This window comes from Gloeocapsa sp. PCC 7428 (assembly GCF_000317555.1).
Classification (GTDB): Bacteria; Cyanobacteriota; Cyanobacteriia; order Cyanobacteriales; family Chroococcidiopsidaceae; genus Chroogloeocystis.
Genome location: NC_019745.1, coordinates 3,315,705 through 3,328,116 on the forward strand (window position 1 = coordinate 3,315,705; position 12,412 = coordinate 3,328,116).

Annotated in this window: 13 protein-coding genes; 5 read left to right on the plus strand and 8 right to left on the minus strand. The window is 44.9% G+C overall.

Annotation, left to right across the window (positions count from 1 at the left end; genetic code table 11):
- Positions 1 to 2 precede the first annotated feature (2 nt).
- Together GLO7428_RS14575 and GLO7428_RS14580 are read right to left on the minus strand one after the other, a co-directional pair.
- The gene (locus GLO7428_RS14575) at positions 3 to 314 is read right to left on the minus strand and encodes a hypothetical protein (RefSeq protein WP_015189331.1); all 312 of its coding nucleotides are present in this window, start codon (positions 312 to 314) and stop codon (positions 3 to 5) included.
- Between the two features lie 285 nt (positions 315 to 599).
- A complete protein-coding gene (locus tag GLO7428_RS14580; protein WP_015189332.1) occupies positions 600 to 803 on the minus strand; it encodes a chlorophyll a/b-binding protein in 204 nt (67 codons plus the stop codon).
- A 489-nt stretch (positions 804 to 1,292) separates the two neighbouring features.
- Here GLO7428_RS14580 and GLO7428_RS14585 point away from each other — a divergent pair, with 489 nt between their 5' ends.
- The 4 genes from GLO7428_RS14585 (at position 1,293) to GLO7428_RS14595 (ending at position 4,583) form a co-directional block, all read left to right on the plus strand.
- Positions 1,293 to 1,529, plus strand: a complete 237-nt coding sequence (locus GLO7428_RS14585) for a hypothetical protein (RefSeq protein WP_015189333.1) — start codon at positions 1,293 to 1,295, stop codon at positions 1,527 to 1,529.
- A 114-nt stretch (positions 1,530 to 1,643) separates the two neighbouring features.
- Entirely contained in the window at positions 1,644 to 3,680 is a 2,037-nt protein-coding gene (locus tag GLO7428_RS14590) for a di-heme oxidoredictase family protein (protein ID WP_015189334.1), read from the plus strand.
- A gap of 74 nt (positions 3,681 to 3,754) precedes the next feature.
- Positions 3,755 to 4,006 carry an SDR family NAD(P)-dependent oxidoreductase gene (locus GLO7428_RS29500; protein WP_255348350.1) on the plus strand — a complete coding sequence of 84 codons (252 nt, stop codon included), beginning with the start codon at positions 3,755 to 3,757 and terminating at the stop codon, positions 4,004 to 4,006.
- Positions 4,007 to 4,022: 16 nt separating this feature from the next.
- The gene (locus GLO7428_RS14595; RefSeq protein WP_255348351.1) at positions 4,023 to 4,583 is read left to right on the plus strand and encodes an SDR family oxidoreductase; all 561 of its coding nucleotides are present in this window, start codon (positions 4,023 to 4,025) and stop codon (positions 4,581 to 4,583) included.
- Positions 4,584 to 4,586: 3 nt separating this feature from the next.
- Here the strand turns inward: GLO7428_RS14595 and ndhI are convergent, their stop codons facing one another.
- Together ndhI and nuoB are read right to left on the minus strand one after the other, a co-directional pair.
- On the minus strand, positions 4,587 to 5,195 hold the full coding sequence (gene ndhI / locus GLO7428_RS14600; protein WP_015189335.1) for an NAD(P)H-quinone oxidoreductase subunit I: 609 nt from the start codon (positions 5,193 to 5,195) through the stop codon (positions 4,587 to 4,589).
- A gap of 68 nt (positions 5,196 to 5,263) precedes the next feature.
- Positions 5,264 to 5,998 carry an NADH-quinone oxidoreductase subunit NuoB gene (nuoB, locus tag GLO7428_RS14605; protein ID WP_015189336.1) on the minus strand — a complete coding sequence of 245 codons (735 nt, stop codon included), beginning with the start codon at positions 5,996 to 5,998 and terminating at the stop codon, positions 5,264 to 5,266.
- A gap of 624 nt (positions 5,999 to 6,622) precedes the next feature.
- Between nuoB and GLO7428_RS14610 the strand changes: the two genes are divergently transcribed.
- Entirely contained in the window at positions 6,623 to 6,841 is a 219-nt protein-coding gene (locus tag GLO7428_RS14610) for a hypothetical protein (RefSeq protein WP_015189337.1), read from the plus strand.
- Positions 6,842 to 6,878: 37 nt separating this feature from the next.
- On the opposite strand, the gene galK is transcribed toward GLO7428_RS14610, so the two are convergent.
- The 4 genes from galK to GLO7428_RS14630 all read right to left on the minus strand — a co-directional run bounded on the left by galK (position 6,879) and on the right by GLO7428_RS14630 (position 12,140).
- Entirely contained in the window at positions 6,879 to 7,943 is a 1,065-nt protein-coding gene (galK, locus tag GLO7428_RS14615) for a galactokinase (protein ID WP_015189338.1), read from the minus strand.
- Positions 7,944 to 7,947: 4 nt separating this feature from the next.
- Entirely contained in the window at positions 7,948 to 9,081 is a 1,134-nt protein-coding gene (locus GLO7428_RS14620) for a Xaa-Pro peptidase family protein (RefSeq protein ID WP_015189339.1), read from the minus strand.
- Positions 9,082 to 9,207: 126 nt separating this feature from the next.
- The gene (gene galT / locus GLO7428_RS14625; RefSeq protein ID WP_015189340.1) at positions 9,208 to 10,305 is read right to left on the minus strand and encodes a galactose-1-phosphate uridylyltransferase; all 1,098 of its coding nucleotides are present in this window, start codon (positions 10,303 to 10,305) and stop codon (positions 9,208 to 9,210) included.
- Complete coding sequence (locus GLO7428_RS14630) at positions 10,284 to 12,140, minus strand: glycoside hydrolase family 2 protein (RefSeq protein WP_041918641.1); 1,857 nt, start codon at positions 12,138 to 12,140, stop codon at positions 10,284 to 10,286. The genes galT and GLO7428_RS14630 overlap by 22 nt, the downstream gene beginning before the upstream one ends.
- Positions 12,141 to 12,412: the final 272 nt, after the last annotated feature.

The following is a 12,412-nucleotide window of genomic DNA, read 5'->3' on the forward strand; positions in this document are numbered from 1 at the left end:
TCCTAATATAACTTTGTATTGTCTAAGAGAATTAGCTCAAAACTTATAGCTGAGATAAGATTTAAAGTCATGATTATCGAGATAATATAAAGGTTTTTGTTTGCTTGTGTACTTGATATTAATATCCAACCTGCCCGCAGTAACTTCTGATAAGTTGCCCAACCTTGAGAACCGCCTGATATCTTGTAGTCTGGTACAGCATATTCTGTAAAAGCTTTGTATGGTTGCCAATCTTCACTCGCATTAGTTCGTAGGTGTAAAACTTTCTCTTCATTAGATTGCGATACAGGAAGCCAACACATCTGTCCAGACATTTTCAACTCCTTCAATATTATTTGTTTTTTAGATAAAGCTGCTATTTCGTTCTCTATAATTATTAGGTATTAAACCTATAAAAATAGAGATTAATAGGTAAGCAATATTAAATTATTGATGTATAGGACAAGCATTCTTATGTTTTTTTTAGCGAAGAACGTCACTTCATAACTGCAAGTGATACTGCTAATCAGCTTCTAGGATGTACTGAATAACAGTAAACACTCACGCTGAGTTGTACATTACTTAATTGCAAGCTAAGGCTACTATTAGCTGGATACAACTTAATGGATTAAGTTAAGTACATCACGTAGGACACTATAACCAGCTAAATCCCACAATAAGTAAGCAACAAATCCAATCATTGCTAAGCGTCCATTCCATAGTTCTTGTTGAGGATTCCAACCGAAGATCCAAGCATTACGGTCAATACCGTTGTATGCAGGAGCTACAGGCGGTACGTTGGTAGAAGAACGTTGAGTTTCCATAGATATTACTCCTAAATGGGTTTTCATCTTGTTTCCTCATAGTATCTACTCCAAAAAACTATGATTCCCTACCTTCAGGCTTAAACTATATGCAACTCTCAAGGATGATTATATGAAAACAAATATTGTATATAAAAATACAAGATATATTTCAAGTTGTAGCAGTCTGTGTAGAAGTAGCTATTTAAGTTAAATAAGATATTGTTAACCTAGATGAATCATAGAATTAAGTAAAAGATAAACTTGCTTAGAATTAGGTATTTTTCAATTGATAGTGTTGATGTTAGGTAATAACACAATCAAACATATGACTAAATAAGCCTTTTGTATATTTAAGTGTATTAATAGTTACAAGATAAAGTCACATTAGGATAACTCTTTAAGTAGAATAGATTTCAAACTAAAGTTCCTCTCAAGAAAGAGGAAAAATTTAGTCATTGTTTGAAACTATGTCAGCATAAGCATTGCCACATGAAATAAAATAAGCTTATGAAATCTGATGAAAGTCAAACTCCAAGGACTGAGAATAATATTCCTTTATCGACGAATACGACTTCTCACTATAATCCCGCATCAAAATCAGAGCCACTAACGCAAGTTCAAGCAGAGAGCGTCATTACTCGTGAAGATATACCAAACTTGGGATTTCGCATTACTGTTACAGCGATCGCCATCGGAATTATCTTATTCATTATTGGTACTTATTACGGCATTATCAATGTTTAATCTGTCGTTCCCTGGTACGTGTGGGCGAGTTGTACCAAAGCTAGAAAACTGAATAATTTTTGTTTCATACATTGAGTAAACCCTAATTGTGTGACGTAAGTTATGAAGGCTTTGATGCAACGACGCTCACTGATTGGGGTGCTGCTAATTGTGGTTGTGGTTGGTATTCTGGGCTACTTGCTCGAACTGTCCTTTCCCATTCGACCGCCTACACTAGATAGCACCTATACACCTCTAGCCAAGCCTGCACCACAAGAAATTGGTTCCTACGATGTGCTGGGTACGCCTGTGAGTAAAGCAGAAGCAGAACAACTGCTGCAAACCGAGACAGGGAAAGTTCTACTAGCACCTGATAATGGTGCGATCGCGATTACTCAAAACCTCATCGATTTAGGACGCGATGCGTTTTACCGCGAAACCTTCGGTAACGAATACTTTTTCACCGATGTTGTGGGTGCGATTGATGGATCAATTAATTTGGTGAGTGTGAGTAAGGCGATCGCCGCCCTCGGAGGTAAGCACACCACTAACTTGCAGATTCCGCTCGATCGCGATGTCACCGTTGGTGGACGGACTTTCAAAGCTGGTACGAAATTAAACACTGGCTTAGACGTGCCTGCGGGTTCACTCGTCCCTTTAGGAATGACGCTTGTGAAATCAGGTGCCAAACTCCGTATGGGTTTAACCTGTGCGCTGTGTCATGCAACCGTAGATAAAGAAACAGGACGCATCATCGAAGGTTCGCCAAACAACGACCTAGATTGTGGGCTATTGCAAGCCTTTGCAACTAACTCAGCGGCGATGTTTCGGCAAACGGGAATCAACCCTATAACGCTACTAGCAGGGGAAAACACCTACATCAACGCCGATGGTCAAACAGCACAACTACCCGATCCGCAAGCTTTGGAAGATGCTGTAGATGACCAACTTCTGGCGTGGGCACCTGGTAATTTTGATTCCACCCCAGACAACAACAATAATCCTTCACAAATTCCCTCGTCTTACACCTTTGATACCTACCCCTACGGCTGGAGTGGATTTTCCTCAGTAGGCTGGTTTCATGGATTAACAACGCTCAACAATAACGTTCATGCTGCCAACTCCGACCCTACCTCTGATTCCTACGGTAGTAAATATCTGCTGGGGATTGATAAGGAGACATATTTAGGAGTCATGCTGCAAAATGCCGCAAATCCAAAATTTCGCTTACCACAGGGCACGAAACCGTCAGAATTTTTTGAAAAGAATGACCCCACACCAGGTCAACCAGGAATCAACGAAGTAATCAAGATGCCAGGGCATCCCAAAGGTTCGATCTTTGTGTTAGATGGACTGCTTGCGAGTTCGCCTGGATACTTGGCTGGCGAGCAACTAAACGGGATGTCTGCGTACCAAAACACGCTGGCTCCGCCACCCCATGAACCGACATCGGACACCGAAGTACTCAGGCGTGGGGCTGCGGTATTTGAGAAAGCAAATTGTGCGAGTTGCCACAGCGGGCGCTATTTTACGAATCATGACGTGATTCCAGAACAAGAAGTGCAAGCGCAACCCTCCCGCGCAGCAGCGCTGGCAAAGTTTCCGCAAATGTTTATTCCCCCAGAAACTTATCCTGGTAATATTGCCGTACCACCCCCAGCCGATCCGCCGGTGATATCGGTGCCTTTAGATATCACACCGCAGCGAGTCCGCGATTTGGCTTATGCTGTCGGTAATCCTGCTGGCGGCTACAAAGTACAGAATTTAATTGGATTGTACTTAACTGCGCCCTATCTCCATGATGGCGGTGTTGCCGCAAGTTCAGAAGCGTTACAGCAAGACGCTGATGGTTTTTACACAGTTGCGAACCCTGACCAAATGGGATTAGCAGGCACTTCGATGCAATGGATTAACCCAGATCCAGAAGCAAGTTTGCGCGTATTGCTCGATCGCAATCTTCGTGAAGTTGCAATTAATCAAAATCGCGCTAGTCGCGACTTACAAATGATTAATGCCGATGGCAGCGGTCACAATTACTGGGTCGATGCCCGTGCTGGATTCACCGCACAACAGCAAACCGATTTAATTCAATTCTTGCTTTCGATTGATGACGATCCCGCTGTGTTGCCCGATCCTACTTTAAAAGTGGCAACAGCGACAGAGCAAGAATAAAAAACGGGAAATAAGGGGTCAGGATAATGGTTATTTTCCGATCCCTGAACCCTGACCCCTCTATAGAAGCTTATATGGCTAATACCGTCCTAATTACAGGTGCATCACAGGGAATTGGTAAAGCAACCGCACTCCGATTTGCGCAGGAAGGATATGACATTGTTCTAGCAGCGCGCCAAAGCGATCGCCTCGAAGCTGCTGCCGAAAAAGTGCAATCCTGCGGTCAAAAAGCCTCGCTGTTTCGACAGATGTTCGCGAGTACGCACAAGTTCAGGCGCTTGTTGAGCAGGCGCGCAGTTCGGTCATGTGGATGTGCTGATCAATAATGCCGGTATTTATTATATGGGTCCGGTCGAAGACGCTTCGTTGAGCGATTGGCAGCAGATCCTCAACACCAATCTTTGGGGATATATTCATACGATTCACGCGCTGTTACCCCACTTCCTAGAACGCGGTAGCGGTACGATTGTCAACGTCAGTTCGATCGGCGGACTTGACCCAATTCCTTATCAGGTGCCATACACAACGAGTAAATACGCGGTGACGGGATTAACCAAAGCCTTACACGCCGAATTAGCGCCAAAGGGAATTCATGTCTGCGGTATTTATCCGAGTTTCATCCGGACTCAATTAATGGAACGCGCGCTATTTCGTGGCAAGGATGAGGACGCACGCTATAATCTCGTGAATACAGCTTTTCACTCTCCCCTACTAGAGAAACCGGAGGATGTCGCTCAAGCGGTTTGGAAAGCCGTCAGACATCGGCAAGATGTGGTTGTGGGTACGGCAAAACTGTGGACAACCTTACATCATACGGTTCCTGGATTGATGAACTTTGTTTTCCGACGCGTTTTTGGGATGAGCGATCGCCGTAGTGTCAGTTCCACGCACTCAACTTCCTAAGTTTTACGCTTCACTGCTATTTTCGCTATCTTTTACAGCTTGCTCCAAAATCTCTGAAGGAAATAGACCGGCTCGCCGCTCACTAGGTGAAACACCGTGAGGATTCATCACTCCTTTCGGGAGGTAAACTAACTCGCGCAGTGGAGTCACCATCGGATCTTGCGTAACTTTATATGGTAGTCTGCCCATCGCAACATTATCCAGGTTTAACTCGTGGCGGTCATAGACGCAGAGTTCGTACTCTTCGGTAAATGACAAACAATTCGTCGGGCAAAACTCAACGCAATTGCCACAGAAGATACAAACACCAAAGTCAATGCTGTAGTGCTTGAGCTTTTTCTTTTTACTAGCTTTATCAAATTCCCAATCTACTACAGGGAGATTGATCGGGCAGACTCGAACACACACTTCGCAAGAAATACATTTATCAAACTCAAAATGAATCCGACCACGAAAACGTTCAGAAGGAATGAGTTTTTCGTAAGGATACTGCACGGTGACTGGGCGACGACGCATATGATCGAAGGTAACTGACAGTCCTTGCCCAATGTAGCGACCAGCTTGCACCGCTTCTTTGGCGTAGTCACCTACTTGCTTGAAAAAGTTAAACATTGCTACAATGCCTTAGCTTGGAAGTTTACTATTACCTAAAAGACGCAGTACGTAAAGCCAATGAATTTTTAGCCTTGGTTCACGTTCTCGTTTTCTACCGACTGAAGCGCAGGCGGGATTTCCATGCCCATTGCTTGTGTAATTTCTGGCGGTGGGTTTTGACGCGAAGGCGATCGCAGGTATTCACCTGTCAGAATGCGCGAACCAACTTTCATGTTGTGCGTCGTGCTGTAGAAGCGATGCGTTTGCTTAATCTTGCTCCGCTCTTGGAGCGATTCATTAGCAATTTTTTTACGAAGTTTGACGATCGCATCCATGATTGCTTCAGGGCGGGGAGGACAACCAGGGATGTAAACATCAATCGGCAGAATTTTATCCGCCCCGCGAACCGCTGTAGGAGAATCAGCGCTGAACATACCACCCGTAATCATGCACGCTCCCATCGCAATCACGTACTTTGGCTCAGGCATTTGTGCGTAGAGACGCATCGTCGGTTGAGACATTTTCATGTTAAGTGTGCCTGCCAAAATAATTAAGTCAGCTTGACGCGGGCTAGCACGCGGAACTAAACCAAATCGGTCAAAGTCGAATCGCGAACCAATCAACGCTGCAAATTCAATGAAGCAACAAGCAGTACCGTACAACAGAGGATAGAGACTCGATAATCTAGCCCAGTTATAGAGATCGTCTAGCGTTGTCAAAATGACGTTTTCGGAGAGTTGCTGCGTAACTTCATAGCTAGCGGGAGCGACTATTCTTTCTTTCCCAAAAGAGTCATCTGAGTTGAAATCGATAGAACTCATAATTTATCTACGAAAGTGCTACGGATAGCTTGAATAAAAATTTTAACTATGTTTGTCTTTTATCCAAGATTAAGCTCTATAATGTACGTTCCCTTCTACCTTAAGAAATGGGTATTTATCAATTTATTCTGTTGTAAAAAACACATTTTTTCAGCCAAAAATAGCTGTTTTATGACAAGTAAAATAATAAATTTAAAACTCTGTTTTGACAATATTGCTTTTAGGCAAACTTGGTTTGTAGCATTTCATACAAATATTCATAAAACTACTTTTTGTATTTAAAAGAACATATAAACTTTACATTAAAATGTGTCTTAAGTAGAAGGGTAATAAGCTGCAAGAATGAGGCTGCCATTTTAAAAATTATTCACAATAAAAGTACTAGAAAAAGCGTTAACAATGATTATTTAATCAATATCTAGGGCGTATTAGCAAAATAATTAGGTACGAAAAACAAAGGTTTACTAATACTTAGCCAATACAGCTTAATCAGTATTTGATTATTTACTAAGTTGTAAAAAGGGTAAAGTTATGCAAAAGAGAACTTGTATTTAGACAGTCTAAAACAGCCTTTAATTAACACCAAATAAACCGAAAACTGCCTTAATAAAAAGCGTAAAGACTATGGCGGAACTAAATTGGAAAATGGAAAGTGAAGGATTGAGGCGACACGTGCAAGGTAAACAACTATCCCAAGATTACATTCTGATCAGAAACCTCATCCGTGCTGGGGTACCTTCAGAAGAAGCCTACCAAGTTGCACCGCTGTTGAAAAAAGTACAGCGATCGCCGGATGAAGAAGCTTTGGTTAAGAAAGTTTGGCTACGGGTTAGAAGCCAATAAATCGAAAAGGTGTGTATTCAGCTTGAGACGAACTTATCTAACTTTGAGTAGGAACTAAAATGCGTCCCACATAACCTGCGTGGTTGTACTGTTCGAGAACATCAGTGGCGATCGCTTGCTCACCTGTGGCAATTAAAGCAACGCAAGCTCCGCCAAACCCCCCTCCCGTAAGGCGTGCGCCGAAGACTCCAGGTGTTTTTTGCAAGATGGCGACTAAGGTATCAACAGCAACAACCGAGACTTCGTAATCATCGCGCTGACTCGCATGGGAAGCGTTCATTAGTTCGCCAAAGCGTGCGGCGGATACTCCTTGTGCAGCTTCTAGCACGCGGTTGTTTTCGGTAATCACATGACGCGCCCGACGTTGTAGTGGTTCGGGTAAGATCTCTACCGCGTGTGGATCGGTGATGTCGCGCAGTGCTAGAAGATGCAATCGCCGCGCCGCTTCCTCGCATTCAGCCCGACGCTGATTGTAGCCGCTATCTTTGGCAAGGGCGTGATGAACGCCACTATCAATAACCAAAATTTCGGCACCTTCTGGAAACGGTAACACTCGCCGTTCTAACGTGCGCGTGTCGAGAAATAGCATCGAGTCGGTGTCAGCTAAACTAGATGCCATTTGATCCATAATGCCGCAGTTTAAACCTGCGTACTGAATTTCTGCTTGTTGTCCAATTTGAGCAAGTTCGACATCATTGAGTGGAAGATTGAAAAGTAATCGCAATCCCCTCAGCGTTGCAATTTCCAACGCAGCGCTGCTCGATAAACCTAAACCGATTGGTACGGTAGAGTTAACCCAAACATTGAGTGGTGGAATTGTGTACCCTGATTTGATTAATAATTCGATACAGCCAAAAATATAACTGGCAAATCCAGACGGCGGGCGATCGCTAGAAACACTTACTTTTTCATTTAAATTTTCCGAGTAAAAGTGATGCTGCAAATCGCGACTCAAGCTGATTTGTACGGTTGTGCGTTGAGGGATGGCAGTAGGGAGAACAAAACCATCGTTGTAATCGGTATGTTCGCCAAGTAAATTAACTCTTCCTGGCGCACTCGCTTCGATTTGGGGTGGATTACCAAATACCTGTTGAAAGTTCATAGCTTTAATTTATTAAAGGCACAGGGCGCAGCCTTCCTGCTACTTCCACGCTGGGAAAGTTAGGATCGTAAGTCAAATTTTCCAACTTTCCATCACTCACAATTGCAAAAGTATCTTCAATCTTTGCCCCTGGTAAACTAGGATTCCAAGCAACAACGCTGTTTTCTACCAGCGTGTCAGTCGTTGTAGGATTCGCCACAATTTCTCGCGCGAGATATCCTGTTGTTCCTCCCTGGTGATGTTCGCGAATCGCGTGAGGAAACCCGTGTTGTTGGTATGCTTGCGCTAAAGCGTGATAAATTGCATCTAAAGTCACTCCAGGCTGGCATGGCAGCGGGCGGCGAGGTGTCCTCGCCGACGTTAGCTGGCACAAATTCAACGCTTCGGCTTCAATTTCACGCACGTGGTTGTGTGCGCGATCGTCTGTTAACGCACCAAAACTCACAAATCGGGTAAGATTCGCATACAATCCATAACCTCTGGCGCAAAACACGAGCATTGCTTGTCGTCCCAAGAGTTCGCGACTTGGTGTCGCATGACGATACAAGGGTAAACGCCGTTCGCCAGCCACCAACGTTAAAGCTGGATGCAACCCTCTAGCCCACAATGCTTCTGCACCTGCACCCGCTAACTGGTACTCAGTCCAAGTCGGCTTAGCTGCTTGTAATACCTCGGTCATCGCTTCGCTGGCTTGGCGTCCTACTTGACGATATCGCGCTAGCTCACTTGACATCATGATTCTTTTATGCTGCTGCAATGAGGATGGTAAGCGCTTCTCGACGTGGGGAATCGGGCGATCGCTTAAAACCTTGCCACCACAAGTCGCATCCCGCACAAAGGCTTCGCGACGGGCTGCATCAGCCCAGGGATTAACGTTTAACTGAAAATTCGCGGGTAATTCTTCATCTTTTAACCGCTGGGCTTCGATTTCATCGGTCAACACCCAAGCATCTTGGGCAGTTACCAAGACTTCTGCAACTCCCGTCTCAGCAGTCAGAAGTACCGTGTGAGAAGCCCCAGCCGTTGCCCAAGCAAACCAATCAGTACCGCGAAGACGTAAACCTTGTGCCTCAGTTTCAACAAGGATTTGACGCATTAATTCCAGCTTGGTGGAAACTTCTTCACTGTACAATTTCATAAATCGTCACCCTCACCCTAAATTCCTCTTCCAAGTTTGAGGTGTAGAGAAGCCCCCTAAATCCCCCACAAGTGGGGGACTTCAAAATGTTGCTGCGCAGCAAATATTTGATTGATAGGGTGGGCATCATGTGATTGCTAATTCGCTATTGACGACGACAGCTTGTAACTCCTTAGCTTTTTCCTCTGGTAATGCATCGTTGGCAAACATCCCTGCGGCGAGTTCGGTTCCTGCTAAATATTTCAGGCGATCGCTTGTTCGATACGGAGGATAAAATTGTGCGTGCAAATGCGCTTCCGGATGCGCTTTTCCATCAGTAGGCGCTTGGAACCACGCCATCAAGTACGGAAATGAGCGCTGCCATAAGCCATCATATTTCAGCGTTACCGTTTTTAAAGCTTTGGCAAGACTCCAGCGTTGCGCTGCACTCAAGTCACAAAACGTCGCAACGGGCTGAATCGGCGCAACCCACACTTCATAAGGATAGCGCGCGCATACCGGAACGAACGCGATCGCGTTTTCATCTTGATAAACAATTCTTTGGTTATCGGCAATCTCTTTTTGAATCAAATCTTGCAGCAAACCACATTGATGTTCCGCGTAAAAGTGCCGTTGCCTCTCTAGCATTCGTGCGGGTACGGGTGGAATAAACGGATAAGCGTAAATTTGTCCGTGAGGATGGTGCAATGTTACGCCCACTTCCACACCCTTATTTTCAAACGGGAGGACGTATTGAATCTGGGGATTTTCTCCGAGAATTCTAGTGCGATCGCCCCACACTTGCAACAGCAAATCTAAGTGGTCAAGTGCCAATGAACCCAGCGACGCTTGCGGATCTTGCGTAAATACCACCACTTCACACGCACCATTTGCAGGTAAAGTTTCCACAATCGATGGCGGCGGATCGTGGGCTGCGATCGTGAGTGAGGGAAAGCGGTTATCAAACACCGCAACGTCATATCTACCTAATGGTAGTTCCGTCGGAAACGTAGAATTGGTAGTGGGTGCGAGGGGATTATATTCTGGAGGCGGCATGAACGTCCGTGCTTGACGGTGACTTGCATAGGCGACCCATTCACCGCGTAACGGATGCCAGCGCAGATGCGGATTTGCTTGCACTGGTTCATTGCTGGGGCTGACGGCGGTGATTTTACTATCAATGGGGTAGCGACTGTACAACGTTAAATGACGACCATCCGGCTTTAGCAGCTTGTGGGAGTACATAAACCTCCTGATAGAGTTGCCTGACGAATCGCATCAATCGAGATTTTAGGCGTGCGATCGCTGTACAATAACCCGTTAGCTTCTTGAAACGTATCGGCAAACTGCGTGTAACAAAAGCCGCTGAATATTTCGATGCTATTCACTGTTTCCAGCAGTGCAGTATACTTCATTTCGAGTTCGGAAATATTAAAACATCGCTCGTATCCCCAAACCTTATCAGCATCTGGTTTATCTTCTGGGGCATAAGCAATTCCGCCAAACTCGGTAAGCATTACTGGTTGTCCTTGATGCGGATAGTTATCTAAAGTTAAGATTCGCCCGCCAGGACGCCGCCGTTCAAAAAGGTCTGATAGCTTGACTTCTGGACCATAACGATGCGCTAACTGTGTAGGATTGGTTTCATAGTCATGAATCGCGAGAATATCGGTATCGGTACTTTCCCAACCATCGTTACCAACGACCGGACGCGATGGATCGAGCGTCTTGGTAAGGTGATAGATTGCTAAAACATAGTTGCGGTGTGCCGGTGTTTCCACTAAGTTCGGAACTCCCCACGATTCATTAAACGGTACCCAAACGACAATACACGGGTGACTAATATCGCGCTCAATGACCTCTGTCCACTCTTTAGTCATGCGTTCGACGGCTTTGGGAGTGAAGCGATACGCGCTGGGCATTTCCTCCCATACGAGTAATCCTAAGACATCCGCCCAGTATAAAAAACGCGGGTCTTCAATTTTTTGGTGCTTGCGGACTCCATTAAAACCCATAGCTTTGACAAGTTCCACATCGCGTCGCAACGCTGCATCGGATGGTGGAGTCATTAATGTCTCTTCCCAGTAGCCTTGATCGAGAACTAACCGTAAGTAATACGGGCGACCGTTGAGCATAAAGCGATCGCGTTGTATCCCGACAGTACGCATCGCGGTGTAGGATTTTACTTCATCAAGTAGCTTGTCTTGCTCCCATAATTGAATTTCGGCCTCGATCAGCGTTGGTTTCTCTGGACTCCAAAGCAGTTCATTACGGTAGTCGTCAATTCCTGGATCGGAAAGCGCAATCCGGCGCTGAATCTCGCCGTTGAAGACTTCGTAGGTATCTTTTACTAAGACTGTATCGCCAATACTCAGTTTGACTTTGATTTGGATACCATCTTGGCGATCGCCAGCGATCGCCGCGTAAAAACCAATTTCCCACCGCTCAAATTCTGGAGTCCACCGGATGCGATCGACATACGTTCCACCCACACGTTCCACCCAGACGGTCTGCCAAATGCCACTTGTGCGAGGATACCAAATACTATGCGCCTCTAATTGCCAATCCTGCTTACCGCGCGGTTTAGCTAAGTCGTGCGGATCGTCTTGCGCCCAAACTGTAACTTTAGTTACGCCACTATCATCCAAAACCGACGTAATATCAATACTGAACGGAGTATGACCGCCTTCGTGGTCAGCCATAAACTGACCATTAACCCACACCCGCGCCCGATAATCTACCGCCCCAAAATGAAGTAACAATCTTCCCTCACCTGGCGGCGTTGTAAACTCTCGCTCATACCAACAATTTGTATGAAACGCTAAATCGCCAATACCACTTTTGGTAGATTCGGGAGCAAACGGAACTTCTATATTATGTGTCCAATCGGTAATATGGCTAGGTTGATTAAACTGTCCTTGGTCATCATACACAAATCGCCAAGTGCCGTTTAAGTTGTACCACTTGTCTCGTTGCAGTTGTGGACGTGGATAGCCATCTTGTATAGAGAGGGCTATTCTGTTTACGCCAACATTGCAGTATTCCGTTTCTTCCTCCAACCTATCCAATAGTAAATCCATCAAAATAGATACCCTAACCCTTTCGCTCAAGCCCAAGGTTGAACGTAATAGCAACATAACCTAACAATGTTCCAGATGTACAGTATTTTCTGGACATTTGTTAAGGGAATATCGTAGGTTTAATTACCTAATTCTTTAATTAAGTTTTCAGCATAAAGAAATTACACTACCAGCTTTATTAAAATCTTAAGAGGATTACGGTCATCCTTAATACCATATATATAAATTATGGCATATGTTGAAATACACAGTCAGAACAAAGCCTTATAGCA

Bases quoted from the DNA above. Each gene is read 5' to 3' on its own strand.
- ndhI (WP_015189335.1), bottom strand. From the start codon at position 5,195: ATGTTTAACTTTTTCAAGCAAGTAGGTGACTACGCCAAAGAAGCGGTG.
- GLO7428_RS14620 (WP_015189339.1), bottom strand. From the start codon at position 9,081: ATGAAATTGTACAGTGAAGAAGTTTCCACCAAGCTGGAATTAATGCGT.
- GLO7428_RS14575 (WP_015189331.1), bottom strand. From the start codon at position 314: ATGTCTGGACAGATGTGTTGGCTTCCTGTATCGCAATCTAATGAAGAG.
- galT (WP_015189340.1), bottom strand. From the start codon at position 10,305: ATGTACTCCCACAAGCTGCTAAAGCCGGATGGTCGTCATTTAACGTTG.
- GLO7428_RS14630 (WP_041918641.1), bottom strand. From the start codon at position 12,140: ATGGATTTACTATTGGATAGGTTGGAGGAAGAAACGGAATACTGCAAT.
- GLO7428_RS14595 (WP_255348351.1), top strand. From the start codon at position 4,023: ATGGGTCCGGTCGAAGACGCTTCGTTGAGCGATTGGCAGCAGATCCTC.
- GLO7428_RS14585 (WP_015189333.1), top strand. From the start codon at position 1,293: ATGAAATCTGATGAAAGTCAAACTCCAAGGACTGAGAATAATATTCCT.
- GLO7428_RS14610 (WP_015189337.1), top strand. From the start codon at position 6,623: ATGGCGGAACTAAATTGGAAAATGGAAAGTGAAGGATTGAGGCGACAC.
- nuoB (WP_015189336.1), bottom strand. From the start codon at position 5,998: ATGAGTTCTATCGATTTCAACTCAGATGACTCTTTTGGGAAAGAAAGA.
- GLO7428_RS29500 (WP_255348350.1), top strand. From the start codon at position 3,755: ATGGCTAATACCGTCCTAATTACAGGTGCATCACAGGGAATTGGTAAA.
- GLO7428_RS14590 (WP_015189334.1), top strand. From the start codon at position 1,644: ATGCAACGACGCTCACTGATTGGGGTGCTGCTAATTGTGGTTGTGGTT.
- GLO7428_RS14580 (WP_015189332.1), bottom strand. From the start codon at position 803: ATGGAAACTCAACGTTCTTCTACCAACGTACCGCCTGTAGCTCCTGCA.
- galK (WP_015189338.1), bottom strand. From the start codon at position 7,943: ATGAACTTTCAACAGGTATTTGGTAATCCACCCCAAATCGAAGCGAGT.